Genomic DNA, 16,482 nt, shown 5'->3' with positions numbered 1-16,482 from the left:
GGGAAAGCTATGCAACATATTCAGCACCGGCTGCCCTGGAGCACAGCGGGAACGGAACGCCGGCTCTCGGTGTTGCGTTTTGGCAGCGGCCCACGCAAGGCCTATATCCAGGCCTCCCTGCATGCCGATGAATTGCCAGGCATGCGCGTTGCGGTGGAACTCAAACGCCGCCTGCTCGAACTGGAACAACAGGGCCGTCTCAACGGGGTAATTGAGCTGGTGCCGGTGGCCAACCCAATTGGCCTGGGACAGATGTTTCAGGCCACCCACCAGGGCCGCTTCGACCTGGCCAGCGGGCAGAACTTCAACCGCGACTTTCCCGCGCTGGCCGAGCTGATCGCGCCGCAGCTGGAAGGCCGCCTGGGCGACGACGGGCAAGCCAACGTGACGCTGATTCGACGCCTGATGCGCGAGGCCATTGCCGCGCTGCCGCCGGCCAGATCGGAGCTGGAGGGCTTGCGCCGCCTGCTGCTGCAACAGGCCTGCGACGCAGATGTAGTGCTCGACCTGCACTGTGATTTCGAATCGATCATGCTGCTCTATGCCTTGCCGCAACATTGGCCCAGCCTACAGCCATTGGCCGCGCGCCTGCGCGCCGGCGCGGTGTTGCTGGCCGAAGACAGCGGCGGCAACTCCTTCGATGAAGCCTGCGCCGTACCCTGGCTGCGCCTGGCCGAGCGTTACCCGCAGGCGCAGATTCCACTGGCCTGTATGGCTACCACCATCGAGCTGCGCGGCATGGCCGACACCGATCGCACTCAGGCGCAGCACAGTGCCGACGACATTCTCGGTTTTCTCGCCGGCCAAGGTCTGATCAGCGGCGACTGGCCCGCCGCGCCGTTCACCTGTTGTGAAGCCACGCCCTTTGCCGGCGCGCAGTACGCCTACGCGCCGCACCCCGGCGTGGTGAGTTTTCTGCAACCGCTGGGGGCGCGGGTAAAGCTCGGCGACCCGCTGTTCGAGGTGATCGACCCGCTGAGCGATCAGCACTCCGTGGTGCACGCCACAACCTCGGGAATCCTCTACGCCCGCGAACGCCTGCGCTATGCCCAGCCCGGCCTGTGGCTGGCCAAGGTTGCCGGCCAGCACCCGATTCGCCAGGGCCGCCTGCTTACCGACTAACAACAAGAGAATCCGCTGCCATGTACACCTTGCAAATCGACAACCTGCACAAACGCTATGGCACCCATGAAGTGCTCAAGGGCGTGTCCCTGACCGCCAGGGCTGGCGATGTCACCAGCATCATCGGCTCCAGCGGCTCGGGCAAGAGCACCTTCCTGCGCTGCATCAACCTGCTGGAGCAACCGCATAGCGGGCGCATCCTGCTCAATAACGAAGAGCTGAAACTGCAACCGAGCCGCGCCACCGGCGCGCTCAAAGCCAGCGATAGCAAACAGCTGCAACGCATGCGTTCACGCCTGGCCATGGTCTTCCAGCACTTCAACCTGTGGTCGCATATGAGCGCCCTGGATAACGTGATGGAAGCGCCGGTGCATGTACTGGGCATGAGCAAGAAAGAAGCCCGGGAGAAAGCCGAGCACTACCTGGCGAAAGTCGGAGTCGCCCATCGCAAGGACGCCTACCCGGCGCATATGAGCGGCGGTGAGCAGCAGCGCGTGGCCATCGCCCGCGCCCTGGCGATGGAGCCTGAGGTGATGCTGTTTGATGAGCCGACCTCGGCGCTGGACCCGGAGCTGGTCGGCGAGGTACTCAAGGTCATGCAGGATCTGGCGCAGGAAGGCCGCACCATGGTGGTGGTCACCCACGAAATGGGTTTTGCCCGCGAAGTGTCCAACCAGTTGCTGTTCCTTCATCAAGGCCGCGTCGAAGAAAGCGGTTGCCCGCGCGAGGTGCTGGCCCAGCCCAAATCTGAGCGTTTGCAGCAGTTTCTCGCCGGCAGCCTTAAATAGGCGGCGCCTGTAGGCCGACCGCGCGCAATGCCACAGCCGCGGTCGGCTTCAGATACACTTCAGCCGCAACGACCCAGGCCCGCCCCGACCCGGCGCGCACGCCCAATCCTTCAACGTGCTGAAAGCCCATCCATGCCGACCTCTGCCAAGAACGTAACCGTCTACGCCGCCCCGGTGATGCGCAAACTGGCGGAAATCGCCCCGCACCTGCAGCCCTCGCTGCGCAAGGTGGCCGACTTTATCCTGCGCCACCCATTGAAAGCCGCGACCCTGACCATCGAGGAAATGGCGGTGGAAACTGCCACCTCGGCGGCCGCCGTCAACCGCCTGGCCAAAGCCATCGACCTGGGCGGCTATACCGGGCTGAAAGCCGAACTGGTGAGCACCCTGCAGCAGATGGTGTCGCCGGTGGACAAGCTGCGCAACGAACTGGCGCATCGCCCGGACGGCGCTTTCGGCCTGCACGAGCAGGTGCAGATCGCCAGCAGCAACCTGGCCACCGCCGGCGCCAACAACAGCGCGGAAACCTTTGAAGCCTTTGTCAGCTGCCTGATCCAGGCGCGCAAGATCTACATCCTCGGCTTCGGCAACAGCGCCTATATGGCCGGCCTGGCAGCGGCCAACCTGGTGCCGTTCTGCGCCGATGCCACGGCCGTGAGCATGGAAGGCGGCAACGAAAACGCAGCGTACCGCCTGGCGGCCATCACCGAACATGACGTGCTGCTGTCAATCTCCCTGCCGCGCTATTCCCTCGATACGCTGCAACTGTCGCGCTTTGCCAGCGAACGCGGCGCAACCGTGCTGGCGATCACCGACTCGCCCGCCTCGCCGCTGACCACCATCGCCAAACATGCACTGTTTGCCCCAGCCGATCATCCGGTGCTGATCAGCTCCAACACCTCGGTACTGGCGCTGATCGAAGGCCTGGTCGCCGGCGTGATGGCGCGCAACAAGGAAGCCGTGCAACTGGCCGCCGAGCTGACCGAAAGCGTGATGTCCTACCTGCATGTAGCGGGCAGCGACAAGCCGGTGCGCAAGCCGATCAAGCGCCGCACCAGCACCACGCCGCGACAGAGCTAGCAGGCGCACCAACTTAACGCCGAAACTGTCCAGCCGGTCAGTTATCAGTGCATACAGCGTATTTACATTCCCCCGGAAACCACTAGAGTGCGCGCCCGCAGCGCTCTAGTGGTCTCGTCGTGGGCAAATTCAGGACTTGGCCTTGTTCTTGCTCAAGCCTCGACAGCCTGACCACTTAGACAGGTTTAAAACCATAATTCAGCACTTTGGGGAGCACCACTCGATGAACCGTACTCTTTCCTCTCTGGTCCTGGCGGGCGGGCTACTGGCGGGCGGCCAGGCCGTAGCGGGTGACCTGCTGCACTGGCAGAACAACAGCCTGACCTACCTCTATGGCCAGGATTACAAGATCGACCCGGAAATCCAGCAGACCATCACCTTCGAGCACGCCAGTGGCTGGGCTATCGGCGACCTGTTCTTCTTCGTCGACACCATTAAGTACAACACCGACGCCACCAATGGCGCAGGCGACGGCCACACCTTCTACGGTGAGTTCTCGCCGCGCCTGTCGTTCGGCAAGCTGTTCAACAGCAAGCTGGAGTTCGGCCCGATCAAGGATGTGCTGCTGGCCACCACCTACGAATTCGGTGAAGACGATGTCGAGTCCTACCTGATCGGCCCAGGCTTTGACCTGGCGATCCCCGGCTTCGACTACTTCTCGCTGAACTTCTACAACCGCACGACCGATGGCAAGCGCGACGGCGATAACGTCTGGCAGATCACCCCGGTGTGGAGCTACACCATCCCAGTAGGCAAATCCGACATCGTTATCGACGGCTTTATGGACTGGGTGGTGGATAACGACAAGAGCTACCACGCCAACCTGCACTTCAACCCGCAGATCAAATACGACCTGGGTAAAGCCATGAGCTGGGGCGAGAAGCAGCTGTATGTCGGTATCGAATACGACTACTGGAAGGACAAGTACGGCATCGACGACGACAGCTTCCTTGGCGACGAAATCCTCCAGGGCACTGACCAGAACACCGCCAGCCTGCTGGTAAAAGTGCACTTTTGATCCTGCGCTGAAACCCCGCCAGCACCTGTGATTGCAGGCTGGCGGGCATCTCCCGCAACAACCTTTCTCGCGCTAATTTGCCCAGCTGCGGCGTAATCGCCCCGCTCTCGGGGTCTTCTACTCTGTAATTATTCAGCAGTGGAAACCCAGCATGCCCAACGCCCTTCACCGCACACTCGCCCGCGCCCTGCTTGTCAGCCTGCTGCTCACCCTGGCTGCATGCAGCACCCTGACCCCGCGCGACCCATTGCGCATCGAACTGGTCGGTATCGAACCGCTGCCCGGCGAAGGCCTGGAAGCACGCTTCGCGATCAAACTGCGAGTGCAGAACCCCAATGACCGGGCCATCGATTTCGACGGCGTAGACCTGGAGTTGCAGGTTAATCAGCAACCACTGCTCAGTGGCGTCAGTGACCAGCGCGGGCAAGTGCCCCGTTACGGCGAAAGCATCCTGCGCATTCCCGTCAGCCTTTCCGCCTACGCCGCGCTACGCCAGGCCTGGGGCATGGCCGGCTATCAGGACGGCCAGGGCCTGCCCTATGAGCTGCGCGGCAAACTGGCCAACGGCCTGTTCGGCACCTGGCGTTTCAATGACCGTGGCACGCTGAACTGGCCGCAATTGCCCGCGCCCGGCGCAGCGCGATAAAACCCTATACAATATGCGGCCTTTTCTTATCGACCCATCAAGGACTCGCCGTGAGCACGTTGCCGCCCTGCCCCAAATGCAACTCCGAATACACCTACGAAGACGGCGCCCAGCTGGTCTGCCCGGAGTGCGCCCACGAATGGTCGGCCACTGGCGCGAGCGACGCGGCAGATGACGCCAAGGTGATCAAGGATTCAGTGGGCAATGTGCTGCAGGACGGCGACACCGTCACCGTGATCAAAGACCTGAAAGTCAAAGGTTCATCCCTGGTGGTCAAGGTCGGCACCAAGGTCAAGGGCATCCGCCTGTGCGACGGCGACCACGACATCGACTGCAAGATCGACGGCATCGGCGCGATGAAGCTGAAATCTGAGTTCGTGCGCAAAGTCTGAGCACAGCACCTGCCAGAAAAATGCCTCGGCCAACTGCCGGGGCTTTTTTATGCGCGCGAGACACACCAGTAAAACTACCTAGCAATGCACTACAGGCTATTACTGACAACCTAGTCGAACTACCCGCTTTGCAATCCTGGGCTACCCTTCTGGCTACACTAGCGAGCCGGCAAAGCCCACGCATAGGGCATTGCGCGAGGTGTCGCGCGCTACAACGACTTAAACCTTGAACATGTAACTTCAACAATTAAACAGTGGTGCTATAGCCCAAGGCAGATTCGACAATGAGTGTGCGGTCCATTATTCAACATATTGCTATCACCACCCTGCTCTCGCTGTTTTATTCGATTAGCGCCAGTGCGACTCAAGGCCCGGAACCCACCCGCAGCAAAACCCTGCTGGCCCTGCACTGGGTCGATGATCAGGGCGTGCCACGGCAAACCCGCCTCAAGCTTGAAGATTTGGACGCCATGCCGCAGAGCACCCTGACCCTTGAGCTACCGGAAACCTTAGGCATCCAGGGCAGCCACAGCTGGCAAGGCATTAGCCTGCAGGAGCTGCTCAAGCTGAGTGACAGCAGCGGCCAATCGATTCGCCTGCAGGCGCTGAACGGCTATTACGCGACCCTGCCGATCAGCGATGCTGAACAATTCAATCCAGTCCTGGCTTATCGGCGCGACGGGCAGAACTTAACCATCCGCGAGAAGGGCCCGTTTATCCTGATTTACCCATTCAATAAATTTAAGCAACTTGGCCAACAAGTTTATATAAACCGCTCCGTCTGGCAGATCAATGAAATCCATATTGAATAAGACTTATCTGGGCGGATTATTCAAACGACCGACACGTGGCAGTTGGCTGACTGAAGCATTACTGTTGGCCGTTATTCTGATGGCTGCAGCCACACTCTTTGCACTGCGCATTACCCAACTGGAAATGCACACCCTGGCCAAACCCCAGCAGAACCATGACCTGTGGTACGTCACCAATACCGCGCTGGAACTGCACAACCTCGGCCGCGTGGCCCGTAAAGCCTACGCAACCCAAACGCTGCATGAGGCGCGGGACGAACTGGAGGTGCGCCTGGATGTATTGGCCAGCCTGCTCAAACCCGCCGAATTCGCGCCGAAAGTATCGAAAACCATCCTGCACACCCTGCCGCAGGCCCAGCAAACCCTGGGAATGCTTAGCGAGCGCATTGAGTCCTGGAGTTATCGCCTGGCCAACAGCGCCGACCCATCGCAGGTCACCCAGGAGATTGCCAACCAGGTCGACACCCTCTCAGAAAGCCTGCGCCATGTGGTACTCGCCGTGCATATCGCCAGCACCAACGCGCAGGACCAGGCACGCATCAAGCACTACGAACAGTTCGTGCTACTCGCCTGGATTCTGCTGGCCCTGCTGATCGGCATCACCCTGTTGGTGATCAAGCTGATCAGGGACCGGCAAATCATGAAACGCCTGTCCAGCCACCTCGAATCGTTGAACAAACGCCTGGAAATGCGCGTCAACCGCCGCACCCGCCAACTGGCCGAGAGCAAGGCGCTGCTGATGTTTATTCTCGATGCCAGCCCCAGCGAGGCGGCGCTGGTAAATGCCGAATCCGGCGATGTGCTGTTTATCAACAAGACCCTGCTCGACAAGCTGGAACTCAGCTCGCCGCCACCGCAGCTGTTCCTGAAAAGCCTGCTGGTCGCTCCAGAGCAAGGTGAGGCGTTTATCGACGAGCTCGATCAGTACGGCCGCGTCGACAACTGGGAAGCCCAGGTCATGCCGCACAAGCCGTACTGGAGTTCGTTGTCGGCCAAGCTGGTGGAGATCGAAGGCAAGCTCGCCCACCTGCTCTGGGGCTTCGATGTCAGCGAGCACCGCAGCCTGCTCAACCTGCTGGAAACCCAGGCCAACACCGACTCACTGACCAAGCTGTACAACCGGCGCGCGTTTTACAAACTCGGCGAACAGGTGCTGGACGGCTGCAAACGCTATGAACATCCGTGCAGCGTGCTGATGATCGACATCGACCACTTCAAGCAGATCAACGACACCCACGGCCACGCGGTTGGCGATGAGGCCATCTGCAGCCTGAGCCAGACCTTGCGCGACACCCTGCGCGATGCCGATATCATTGGCCGCATGGGCGGCGAAGAGTTTGCCGTGCTGTTGCCGCACACCGACCGGCAACAGGCCCTGGACAGCGCCGAGCGGCTGCGCCAGGCCGTCGCAGCCACCCCGATAAACAGCACCAGTGACACCTTGCATATGACCATTTCAATAGGTGCGGCCGTATTCAACGCGCAACAAAACGCGACCCTGGAGCAGATGTTGATCACAGCTGACAAAGCGCTTTATCAGGCCAAAACCACTGGCCGCAATCGTGTGGAGATTTGATACCGCCATGACAAAGAACTTTTTGATCGTTGATGACAGCATGGTCTCGCGCATGATGACCAAGAGTATCCTCGCCAGCCTGCAACCCGGCTGGACGGTGTTTGAAGCCGCCAGCGGCCAGGCGGCGATCGAGACCTGCCGCGAGCACCCCATCGACCTGATCAGCATGGACCTGAACATGCCAGGCATCAGCGGCCTGGAAGCCGCGACGGTGATCCGTCAGGAGCATCCCGGCATCAAAATTGTCATGCTCACGGCCAATATCCAGTCGGCCATCCAGGAGCAGATCCAAGCCCTTGGCCTGCCCTTTCTGGCCAAACCGATAACCGCCGACAAGGGGCCAGCGCTCTTGCAAGCGCTGGGACAGTGACATGCTCAAACTATCAAGCCTGCAAACGGATGTGCTCTGCGAGATGTTCAACATCGGCATAGGCCGCGCCGCAGCCGCCATGAGCGAAATGCTCCAGGATGAAGTGCTGCTGTGCGTGCCCGAGCTGCACTTTGTCACGGTCAGCGAAGTGACCGAACACCTCGGCAAGAAAAGCGCCTCGATGTACTGCATCCGTCAACCATTCCAGGGCATGTTCTCCGGCAACGCGCTACTGATCTTCCCCGAGGACAAGAGCCTGGAGATGGTCAAAATGCTGATCGGCGACGTACCGCCCGGCACCGAACTGCTACAAATCCAGCGCGACGCCCTGCTGGAGGTCGGCAACGTGGTGCTCAACGCCTGCCTGGCCTCGCTGGCGGAAATGACCAGCACGCCATTTGAATGCAGCATGCCCTCGGTCGACTCCGGCGACACCCGCAAAGTGCTCGGCACCCGCGTGCAGAACCATGTGGTGATGCTGATCCATATCCGCTTTGAGCTGAAAAAACAGGATATCGAAGGCTTCGTGGTCTTCGTGATGAACTCGACCTCCTACGAAGACCTGCTGCAGGCGGTAAACCGCTTTATTGCGACCCTCGGTTAACAGCCAGACGGTTACATAAAGATCCTTAAAACAGCCCATCGCCAGCAACATCTGCCGCGTAATTGGCTAGCATCAATACAGAGCAAATCGCTCGTTCGAGGCGTCCGCCTGGAGGACCTCATGCGTATTGTTGCGCTGTGCCTGACGCTGCTACTGCCATGGGCGGTGCAGGCTGAACCATGGAAGGTGGTGGGCGATGAGCAGTTTGCGCCCTACAGCTTTGTCACCATCGAGGATGACCAGCCGCGCGGGCTGGATGTCGAGTTGGTGGAGGCGGTCATGCAGGAGGCCAAGATTCCCTACAGCCTGCGCTTGTACCCTTGGGAGCGGGTCAAACGCATGATTGATCGCAGCGAAGTGGCCATGGCCTTCCAGTTCGCCGGCACCCCTGAGCGCATGCAGCAATACGAGCTGGTCGGGCCGATTCGCACCGGCTCCACAGTGTTTATGACCTCGCGCAAAACTACCCTCACCGACTGGGCCGAACTCGACGATCTGTCGCCCTATACCATTGGCCAGGTACGCGGCTATGCCTACCAGTCGGACTTCGACAAGGCCGAGTTGTCGCGCGATACCAGCGCGCAGAACCCACGGCAGCTGGTGTCGATGCTGCTGGCCGGGCGCATTGATGTGATAGTCGGCGATCGGGTGCAACTGATGTACTTCGTGCGCGAGCAGCGCGCTGAGCAAAACGTACGCATTCTGCCAAAACCGCTGGTGGAAATGCCGCGCTATGTGGCCTTCGCCAAGGGTGATAGCGCCCGTGCCAAACAGTTCTCGGCAGCGCTGGAGCGTTTAAGACAGGCTGGCACCCTGGATAGCATCCACAAGCGCTGGCACTAAGCCGCGCCTTTTATACCTTTGCTCAGGAGCCATCATGCGCGTCGCCCTTGCGTTATTACTGCTATCAACCACCCTCGCCCTGAGCGCCTGCGGCCTCGGAGAAACAGCGGCAACCGCCAGCCTGCAAGCCGAGCAGGCGGCGCAACTGCAGCAGCAGACTGAACAGCTGAAACAGCAGATCGAAGCGGCCAATGCACAGAGCAATAAGCGCTTGGAAGAAGGCTATTAAATAGAGGCGTAGAAGCTGTTTACGGCCTTGTGAGCTAGAGCCCTGCAAGGCGCTACGTAGTAACAGCCTTCGGCTGGTCAAAACGGCGAGGAAGCGGAGTGTACGGGCTGTACATGAGCATCCGAGCCTGTTTTTAACGCAGCAGGGCCGACGCGCAACAGACCGTAAATAGGTTCTTATTGCACCGGTAGGAAGTTCATAAAGAGCAACCCCTGGGCATAACTCACGCCCATACGCCGGTAGCGCTCATCCAGCACATCGGTGAGCAGATCCAATCGCGCGACTATCTTGCCGAACTCCACGGCATAGCTGAGGTTATGCCCCTCGGCGGAAATCTCGTTAGACAGCAGCCAGGGCTTGCCGCCGGCATCCGTGCGCTGGGCAAGCATCCAACTGGCCTTCTCGAAATTACGTGCGGCGTTATGGATAAACTGCGGGTCCAGCGTGTCGCTCAGGTAGTACTCGGTGCGCCCGCCGTGGGCGGTAATCAGCATGCTCGCCAATGAATAGATAAACGCCCCCACGCGGTCACCCTGGTACTCGGCGCTTAGGGCATAGCTCAGCGCCGCCACATCGGTGCGCCCGCCCAATTGCGGCAGCGGCTGATCGAGCTCAATGGCGCGGTGTACCGCACGCTTGGCGGATTCCACATCAGCCAGGCCAGTTTTGCGCCATTCGCGCGGGTTGCGCAGGTACAGCTTGTCCATCAGACGGTAGAGGCTATTGAGGTTATTGCGCATGCCCAGGGTAGCCATGCGGTCGGCATGACTCTGGAAGAACTCGGTGGGTTTGATCGGGCTGCGGTTGCTGATGATGGTCTGATGGTCTTGCCGGCTCGAACAACCCGCGATGGCCATTACTGCCGCCAACAGCGTCGCCAACAGCGCCCAACGGCGGACTGCCACAGCACTGCCGCCCGACCAGGCGGGGCCCATTTTTAGCCATTGCCAACACTGCACAGTACTCATCAGGGGAGGTCGTCCACTGCGGTGTGATGGGGTAACGCTAGCAACAAAATCCAGATTGGCCAGTTTTCCTCCTGAATACATGACTTTCAGCACAATCAAGCACCTAGCCGCATAAGCTCAGGTGGACTGCCAACAGACCGCCTCACAGGCAAAAGGTTGGCGACCACTTATCAGGGCGCCTTCAAAAGGCCCGTCGCAGAGCGCTTTAATCGGTATGATCCGCAGCTTTTTGGCTGCCGAGTGCCCCATGCCGCGTCTGCTTGTGCTGTTTTGCCTGCTAGTTGCCCTGCCCGCCTTTGCCGATGCCCCGAAAACCTTTAGCGCCGCGAAGAAAATCGCCTGGCGGTTGTATGCCGAACGGCCCAACACCTTCTATTGCCAGTGTGCCTACAGCGGCAACCAGGTCGACCTCGGCAGCTGCGGCTACAGCCCGCGCAAACAGCTGCGCCGTGCCCAGCGCCTGGAATGGGAGCATGTGGTGCCGGCCTGGGTGATCGGCCATCAGCGTCAGTGCTGGCAGAACGGCGGACGCAAGAACTGCACCCGCACAGACGCCACGTTCAAAGCCGCCGAAGCCGACCTGCACAACCTGGTGCCGAGCATCGGCGAGGTAAACGGCGACCGCTCCAACTACGCCCTCGGCATGCTCAGCGACAAACCCACGCAGTACGGCGCCTGCCCGATGGTGGTCAACTTCAAGGCGAAAACCGCCATGCCGCCGGCCCACGCGCGCGGGGCCGCAGCGCGCATCTATCTCTATATGGCCGAGCGTTACCAGCTGCGTCTGTCCAAGCTCGACCGGCGCACCTACGAAGCCTGGAACCGCCAATACCCGATCAGCGAATGGGAGCGCTGGCGCAATCAGCAGGTCGGCTGCGTGATGGGCCACGGCAACCCTTATGTCGGCACCATCGACCTCGGCCGCTGCAGCCCGCTACGCCGCGCCGGCAACCCGCAACGCAACAGCGGCTAAGCACAGACAATTGCCGAGAGAACTCTGCGCGCCGCTATTGACGCTAAACTTCACGCCACGCCAACCCGAGTATTGCCCTATGCCCAGCACCGCCACCCCGAGCGCCGCCCACGCCATTGCCGAAACCCGCGCCTGGGTTGATCGCGCGGTGATCGGCCTAAACCTCTGCCCGTTCGCCAAGGCGGTGCAGATCAAAGGGCAAGTGCGCTATGTGGTGTGCGCCAGCGCCGAACCGGAAGAACTGCTCAGCGCCTTGGTCGACGAGCTGCACGCGCTCGCCAAGTGCGAGCCAAGCGAAACCGACACCACCCTGCTGATCCATCCCACCGCGCTTACCGACTTTCTCGATTTCAATGATTTTCTCGCCGTGGTCGACGATGCCCTCGACGAGCTCGGCTATGCCGGCATCCTGCAAGTGGCCAGCTTCCACCCGCAGTTCCAGTTTGCCGACACCGGCATCAATGATGTCAGCAACGCCACCAACCGCTCGCCCTACCCGACCCTGCATATCCTCCGTGAGGCCAGCATCGACCGCGCCGTGGCCGCCTTTCCCGACCCGGAGGCGATCTTCGAAGCCAATATCCAGACCCTGGAAGACCTCGGCACAGATGGCTGGGCCGCCCTGCAGGCGCAATGCCGCAAAGATGCGCAAAACAGCTAAACCGTAAACGCGTGGCGACCAGAAACACCTGACCGCGCAACAGCCGCACCTATCCCACTCAGCACCCACGCCTATTCAAACGGGCGTGCGGACGCTGTGCGCCCGACGAATGGACGCTATTCCCACCGAGAACCTTGAGAGATTTGCAAGCTGATCAACACAATTAATCGGCGCGACTCAATAAAATCCCACCTCTTTCGAAACTGCCAATACTGGCCGAGTTGATTGCTGAGTAGGGTCACCTCTGCGGCCGGGACGGCAACAACTTTCAAGACCCTCTCGCTGGTCGAGAAACAGATAACACAAGGGATAACGCTATGGCTCGGGTTCGTAAACTGGTGCTGGCAATTGCAGCGGCTTCGGCGCTGTCATCCGGCATGGCGCACGCGCTAGGGCTGGGTGAAGTGACGCTGCAGTCAGAGCTCAATCAACCCTTGGTGGCTGAGATCGAGCTGCTGGAAAGCCGTGGCCTGGACGCCAACGAAGTGATCCCGACCCTGGCATCCCCAGAAGCCTTCAATAAGGCCGGGATTGATCGCCAGTTCTTCCTGACTGACCTGAAGTTCACCCCGCTGATCAAAGCCAATGGCAAGAGCGTTATCCGGGTGACCTCGAATAAGCCGATGCGCGAGCCTTACCTGAACTTCCTGGTGCAGGTGCTCTGGCCAAATGGCCGTTTGCAGCGTGAATACACCTTGCTGCTGGACCCGCCGCTCTACACCGCGCAAAACGTGATCCCTGCCGCCATACAACAGCCGCTAACCGCAGCGCCTTCTGCACCACGCACACAACCATCTGCAGCGCTTACTGCAACTCAGCCGGCATCCCCCGGCGCTGCTGCCACACCGCTGGCAGGCAATGAGTACAAGACCACCGCCAACGACAACCTCTGGGACATTGCCAACCGTGTGCGGGCTGACGGTAGCGTGCAGCAGGCCATGCTGGCGATCCAGGAGCTGAATCCGCAGGCCTTTATCGATAACAACATCAACCGCATGAAAAGCGGTCAGGTGCTGCGCCTACCCGATGCCCAACAAATCAACAGCCGCACGCAAAGCGCCGCCATCGCGCAGGTTAACCAGCAAACCGCCGCCTGGCGTGAGGCGCGCAGTGTTGCCGCCAGCGCCCGTCAGCTGGATGCCAGCAAGCGCAACAACGCAGCCGCTACGCCGGCCACAATTGAACGCCGCGATAACCTGAAACTGGTTGCAGACGGCAGCGATAAGGCGGGCGCCGGCAGTGACAAAGGCAGCGCAGGCAACAAGGCCCTACTTGATCAGTTGGCGATAACTCAGGAAAGCCTCGATTCGACCAATCGTGAAAACGCTGAACTGAGAAGCCGTATTGCCGACCTGCAGAGCCAGCTCGACAAACTGCAGCGCCTGATCCAATTGAAAAATGATCAGATGGCCAAACTACAGGCTTACCTGGCCGCGCAAAATCAGGCTCCAGCGGTAACGCCTGACGTGCCAGCCGCTACCACTGGCCATCAAACACCGGCTATTCCTTAAGCGTCGTTAACGGCCCGATAGCGGCCAAAGCCCATAGCAATGGGCTTTGGCCGAGCTACTTAGCTGCTAGCTGGGGTGCACTTGGCCTGAGCGGCCTCGGGAGTCAGGTTGCGCACCGAGGTGTAGAACAGCTCGCAGGTTTGCAGCTTGTCAGTGACCTGCCATTTCTCGCTGCAGCTGCTCAGCACTGGGCTCGCGTCCTGGTTGGGCTGTTCGCCCATCCGGGCCTGCCAGCAGGCGGCGCTGAGATCCTGCCCCATGACCTTTAAGCCGGCAGCATCGGCTTTCTGCTGATCGCCGTCGTAGTTTTCCGGGTCAGCGGCATACCAGATGTAGCTGGGGTGGTTGGCGCCGAGCACGGCCACTTGCTGCCCAGCGGCAGGGCTGATCTGCGCCAGACCAAGGACATCGACAGAAACCCCGTACTGCTGCTTAACCCAGCTGCGCACCGGGCTGCCAAAGGCCACCATTGGCAGCGTTTGGCCGCCTTCGCCGGCGGTCAACTGCATAACCATCTGCGTCTGGTAGGCGTTGAAATAGCTGTAAACCCCTTCAAGCGCGCTACCGGCGTTGGCAGGCGCGGCAATCGGGGCAATATCGATGATGGTCTGGAAGGCCGGTGTCTGCGCGGCATTGATGCCATTCTGGGTCAGCAGATCAGCCCAACGGTTTGTGGTGCTCGACTCTAGATAGTCCTGCGCCTGGGTCAGCGAGTAATCCGGCGGGAAGTGCAGCAGCTCAACGCTCTTGCGGTTATCCAGCGCCATGCCCAGCGGCAGGAACAACGACCAGTTGTATTGCCACTTACCGTCCTTGTTGAGCAGCTTGGCGCCGGCGTAGGCCAGCTCGCCGGTCTTAAGCAGTTGCTCAAGTGGTTTACCGTAGCCTTCAGGCACCTCGGTGAACTTGGCGTAGAGGTCTTGCTGCTCGCGGTGCACGCTGACCTTGGCGGTGGCGTATCCATCACGCTGCAAGCTCTGACGCAGGTAGTGCTCGGCGGTCTGCTCCAGCGTCCAATCGCGATAGCAGATCACATTGCAGTTGTTGGGATAGGCAAACAAACGGGTGACGCGCTCGGTACTGCCAAGCTTGACCGTGACATCAGCGGCTTGAGCGTGGCAGGCCAACAGACCGGCGACTGCGGCGAGCATAAATCCTTTGCGGCTCAGCATAAGTGACTCCTTGATTGAGAGGGACCTTCTCCGGCTTCAGGCCTGAGGCTGAAGTAAAGAAGCAAAGGCGGCGCAATGGATTATTTTTTTGCTCCGCCAGCCTGCCGATACTGCCAAATATTTCCTCCTTCAGCCCACGCCCTGTTTTACACAGGCTTTACATTGCGCCCTGCAATGCCGCGCAACACTCAGTGTCGAAACTACAAGCCGGGAAAGACCGGTTTGCAGAGGAGTTTCGATCATGCTGTCGCGTATCCCCCTTATCACCGGCCTGGTGGCCAGCCTGGTACTGTTTGCCCAGGCCCCAGCGCAGGCCTCCAACCGTGACGCAGCGATTGCCGGAGCCGTGGTGGGCGCGGTGATTGGCGGCGTTATCGTCAGCCAAAGCCGCCCCGTGCAGGTCTACGCCCCGCCGCCGCGCGAATACTACCCGCCACCACCGGCCTATTACCCGCCACAACGGGTGTACTACGAACGTCAGCCGGTCTACTACCAACCGGCCCCGGTGTATTACGTGCAGGAACGGCCGCGCCACAAACGCTGGCATGGCCACAAACACCGTCGGCACGACGGGCGCGGCCATGGACATGGATATCGCTGGTAAACAAAAAGCCCCGCAATTGCGGGGCTTTTTCTGGATCATCTACGGGGCTAGTTACACCACATTACTCTCGCAGCAAAAATCACTCGCGGATGATGAACAGCTTGGTGACAAACCACTCAGCACCTTTATAGAGATAGCCAAGCGGCCCGTAGATAGTCGCGGGCTTGGCCGGCAACTGCTGGCGCAGCTCAACGGTCAGGGTAGACATCTGAATCTGATCTTTGAGGATGCGCATGCGCGCGTCCATCGAATCGATTTCCGACTGCACGCGGTTAAGCTCACTCTCGATCTGCAGGATGTCTTTCACATCCCTGGCCTTGGCGAGTAGATCCTTGAGGCGATCACGCAGTGCCCGGTTATTGTTCAGGCGTGTCTCCACGTCGACGTACTGCTCGGTGACATCTTCACCTTTGACATGCCGTCTCAGCACATTGCCGCTTTGCTCAACACTCCCCAAAGCCGTCTCGAAGGCATCCTTGGGCACACGGTAAACCAGGCTCTGGCTGTCATCACCGTAATCACTGGTTTCCTCAACATACCCACCCAACGCCAGCATGCGCTCGGTGAGCTGAGCCTTAGCCTTGTCGAGATCGACAACCTCCAGGGTAAAACTGGCGGTCCATACCAGTAACCGCCCAGCCGCCTTGCCCTGCAACTGCGTACCCGGCACTGATGCTTCAGCGGAAGCAGCCGCCCCACCCGGATAATCACCACCGCGCGAAGCGCAGCCCAGCACGCAACCCAACAGCACGCAGAGCACACAGAACTTCCATTGACGCAGATATCGCTTCATCCGTAAGGCCCTCTCTGGCCAGCGCAGTAAACAAGCCGGCGATCATACGGGGCGGGATAGAGCACCGTCATGCGCAACAGATGCGCCCTATTAACTCACCCAGCTATTGGCGATACGGTTTGCGCACGGCCATGGCTATCGCCGATAGAAAAAGTCCCGCAATTGCGGGGCTTTTTATTGGCTATGTCCCAATAGCGTGTTGCAAGGACTAAGCTTTAAGGCAGGCATCCGCTCGTGAGGTCTGTCCGTCATGGATACTCAAGCCTTTCAGCGCTGGCTGGCTCAAGTGAGCCAACTCAGCGGCAAACAGAAATCTGCAC

17 protein-coding genes and 2 pseudogenes are annotated in these 16,482 nt (G+C 60.1%); 16 read left to right on the top strand and 3 right to left on the bottom strand.

From position 1 onward, the window contains the following. Positions 1-9 precede the first annotated feature (9 nt). The 12 genes from Q8O69_RS20805 to Q8O69_RS20750 all read left to right on the top strand — a co-directional run bounded on the left by Q8O69_RS20805 (position 10) and on the right by Q8O69_RS20750 (position 9,480). On the top strand, positions 10-1,122 hold the full coding sequence (locus Q8O69_RS20805) for a succinylglutamate desuccinylase/aspartoacylase family protein (protein ID WP_305594216.1): 1,113 nt from the start codon (positions 10-12) through the stop codon (positions 1,120-1,122). A 20-nt stretch (positions 1,123-1,142) separates the two neighbouring features. Continuing rightward, the gene (locus Q8O69_RS20800) at positions 1,143-1,910 is read left to right on the top strand and encodes an ABC transporter ATP-binding protein (protein ID WP_305594215.1); all 768 of its coding nucleotides are present in this window, start codon (positions 1,143-1,145) and stop codon (positions 1,908-1,910) included. A gap of 132 nt (positions 1,911-2,042) precedes the next feature. Further along, on the top strand, positions 2,043-2,990 hold the full coding sequence (locus Q8O69_RS20795) for a MurR/RpiR family transcriptional regulator (RefSeq protein WP_305594214.1): 948 nt from the start codon (positions 2,043-2,045) through the stop codon (positions 2,988-2,990). 223 nt (positions 2,991-3,213) lie between these two features. Next, positions 3,214-4,008, top strand: coding sequence for an outer membrane protein OmpK (locus tag Q8O69_RS20790; protein WP_305594213.1), 795 nt, complete (start codon positions 3,214-3,216; stop codon positions 4,006-4,008). A gap of 151 nt (positions 4,009-4,159) precedes the next feature. Beyond that, on the top strand, positions 4,160-4,654 hold the full coding sequence (locus Q8O69_RS20785; protein WP_305594211.1) for an LEA type 2 family protein: 495 nt from the start codon (positions 4,160-4,162) through the stop codon (positions 4,652-4,654). A 50-nt stretch (positions 4,655-4,704) separates the two neighbouring features. Then, the gene (locus tag Q8O69_RS20780) at positions 4,705-5,046 is read left to right on the top strand and encodes a zinc ribbon domain-containing protein YjdM (protein ID WP_304868413.1); all 342 of its coding nucleotides are present in this window, start codon (positions 4,705-4,707) and stop codon (positions 5,044-5,046) included. Positions 5,047-5,330: 284 nt separating this feature from the next. Then, complete coding sequence (locus Q8O69_RS20775; protein ID WP_305594209.1) at positions 5,331-5,858, top strand: oxidoreductase; 528 nt, start codon at positions 5,331-5,333, stop codon at positions 5,856-5,858. Positions 5,859-5,922: 64 nt separating this feature from the next. Next, positions 5,923-7,434, top strand: coding sequence for a GGDEF domain-containing protein (locus tag Q8O69_RS20770; RefSeq protein WP_305594207.1), 1,512 nt, complete (start codon positions 5,923-5,925; stop codon positions 7,432-7,434). Between the two features lie 7 nt (positions 7,435-7,441). Beyond that, positions 7,442-7,804: a response regulator gene (locus Q8O69_RS20765; RefSeq protein WP_305594205.1), complete on the top strand. Its 363-nt coding sequence runs from the start codon at positions 7,442-7,444 to the stop codon at positions 7,802-7,804. A gap of 1 nt (position 7,805) precedes the next feature. Further along, positions 7,806-8,408, top strand: coding sequence for a hypothetical protein (locus tag Q8O69_RS20760; protein ID WP_275961792.1), 603 nt, complete (start codon positions 7,806-7,808; stop codon positions 8,406-8,408). A 120-nt stretch (positions 8,409-8,528) separates the two neighbouring features. Continuing rightward, positions 8,529-9,251: an ABC transporter substrate-binding protein gene (locus Q8O69_RS20755; RefSeq protein WP_305594203.1), complete on the top strand. Its 723-nt coding sequence runs from the start codon at positions 8,529-8,531 to the stop codon at positions 9,249-9,251. 34 nt (positions 9,252-9,285) lie between these two features. Further along, positions 9,286-9,480: a hypothetical protein gene (locus Q8O69_RS20750; RefSeq protein WP_275961796.1), complete on the top strand. Its 195-nt coding sequence runs from the start codon at positions 9,286-9,288 to the stop codon at positions 9,478-9,480. Between the two features lie 176 nt (positions 9,481-9,656). Here the strand turns inward: Q8O69_RS20750 and Q8O69_RS20745 are convergent, their stop codons facing one another. After that, entirely contained in the window at positions 9,657-10,337 is a 681-nt protein-coding gene (locus Q8O69_RS20745) for a hypothetical protein (RefSeq protein ID WP_305594490.1), read from the bottom strand. A 358-nt stretch (positions 10,338-10,695) separates the two neighbouring features. Between Q8O69_RS20745 and Q8O69_RS20740 the strand changes: the two genes are divergently transcribed. The 3 genes and pseudogenes from Q8O69_RS20740 to Q8O69_RS20730 all read left to right on the top strand — a co-directional run. Next, positions 10,696-11,421 (top strand): endonuclease, encoded by a 726-nt coding sequence (locus Q8O69_RS20740; protein WP_305594202.1) that lies wholly within the window; start codon positions 10,696-10,698, stop codon positions 11,419-11,421. A 79-nt stretch (positions 11,422-11,500) separates the two neighbouring features. Then, complete coding sequence (locus Q8O69_RS20735) at positions 11,501-12,082, top strand: DUF1415 domain-containing protein (RefSeq protein ID WP_305594201.1); 582 nt, start codon at positions 11,501-11,503, stop codon at positions 12,080-12,082. Positions 12,083-12,399: 317 nt separating this feature from the next. Next, positions 12,400-13,590 (top strand): annotated as a pseudogene (locus tag Q8O69_RS20730) (FimV family protein); the annotation flags it as partial. 71 nt (positions 13,591-13,661) lie between these two features. Here the strand turns inward: Q8O69_RS20730 and Q8O69_RS20725 are convergent. Beyond that, positions 13,662-14,765 (bottom strand): annotated as a pseudogene (locus Q8O69_RS20725) (hypothetical protein); the annotation flags it as partial. Between the two features lie 241 nt (positions 14,766-15,006). On the opposite strand from Q8O69_RS20725, the gene Q8O69_RS20720 reads away from it, so the two are divergent. After that, positions 15,007-15,369 carry a hypothetical protein gene (locus tag Q8O69_RS20720; RefSeq protein ID WP_305594200.1) on the top strand — a complete coding sequence of 121 codons (363 nt, stop codon included), beginning with the start codon at positions 15,007-15,009 and terminating at the stop codon, positions 15,367-15,369. A gap of 79 nt (positions 15,370-15,448) precedes the next feature. Here the strand turns inward: Q8O69_RS20720 and Q8O69_RS20715 are convergent, their stop codons facing one another. Next, positions 15,449-16,162: a DUF4349 domain-containing protein gene (locus tag Q8O69_RS20715; protein WP_305594198.1), complete on the bottom strand. Its 714-nt coding sequence runs from the start codon at positions 16,160-16,162 to the stop codon at positions 15,449-15,451. Between the last annotated feature and the right edge of the window lie 320 nt (positions 16,163-16,482).

This window comes from Pseudomonas sp., from assembly GCF_030690725.1.
GTDB lineage: Bacteria > Pseudomonadota > Gammaproteobacteria > Pseudomonadales > Pseudomonadaceae > Aquipseudomonas.
The sequence above is the reverse complement of the archived record's forward strand: the minus strand, read 5'-3'. Positions and strand labels throughout refer to the sequence as shown.

Coding starts and splice junctions, on each gene's coding strand:
- Q8O69_RS20805 (WP_305594216.1), top strand. CDS start 10: ATGCAACATATTCAGCACCGGCTGCCCTGGAGCACAGCGGGAACGGAA.
- Q8O69_RS20800 (WP_305594215.1), top strand. CDS start 1,143: ATGTACACCTTGCAAATCGACAACCTGCACAAACGCTATGGCACCCAT.
- Q8O69_RS20795 (WP_305594214.1), top strand. CDS start 2,043: ATGCCGACCTCTGCCAAGAACGTAACCGTCTACGCCGCCCCGGTGATG.
- Q8O69_RS20790 (WP_305594213.1), top strand. CDS start 3,214: ATGAACCGTACTCTTTCCTCTCTGGTCCTGGCGGGCGGGCTACTGGCG.
- Q8O69_RS20785 (WP_305594211.1), top strand. CDS start 4,160: ATGCCCAACGCCCTTCACCGCACACTCGCCCGCGCCCTGCTTGTCAGC.
- Q8O69_RS20775 (WP_305594209.1), top strand. CDS start 5,331: ATGAGTGTGCGGTCCATTATTCAACATATTGCTATCACCACCCTGCTC.
- Q8O69_RS20765 (WP_305594205.1), top strand. CDS start 7,442: ATGACAAAGAACTTTTTGATCGTTGATGACAGCATGGTCTCGCGCATG.
- Q8O69_RS20760 (WP_275961792.1), top strand. CDS start 7,806: ATGCTCAAACTATCAAGCCTGCAAACGGATGTGCTCTGCGAGATGTTC.
- Q8O69_RS20755 (WP_305594203.1), top strand. CDS start 8,529: ATGCGTATTGTTGCGCTGTGCCTGACGCTGCTACTGCCATGGGCGGTG.
- Q8O69_RS20750 (WP_275961796.1), top strand. CDS start 9,286: ATGCGCGTCGCCCTTGCGTTATTACTGCTATCAACCACCCTCGCCCTG.
- Q8O69_RS20745 (WP_305594490.1), bottom strand. CDS start 10,337: ATGGCCATCGCGGGTTGTTCGAGCCGGCAAGACCATCAGACCATCATC.
- Q8O69_RS20740 (WP_305594202.1), top strand. CDS start 10,696: ATGCCGCGTCTGCTTGTGCTGTTTTGCCTGCTAGTTGCCCTGCCCGCC.
- Q8O69_RS20735 (WP_305594201.1), top strand. CDS start 11,501: ATGCCCAGCACCGCCACCCCGAGCGCCGCCCACGCCATTGCCGAAACC.
- Q8O69_RS20720 (WP_305594200.1), top strand. CDS start 15,007: ATGCTGTCGCGTATCCCCCTTATCACCGGCCTGGTGGCCAGCCTGGTA.
- Q8O69_RS20715 (WP_305594198.1), bottom strand. CDS start 16,162: ATGAAGCGATATCTGCGTCAATGGAAGTTCTGTGTGCTCTGCGTGCTG.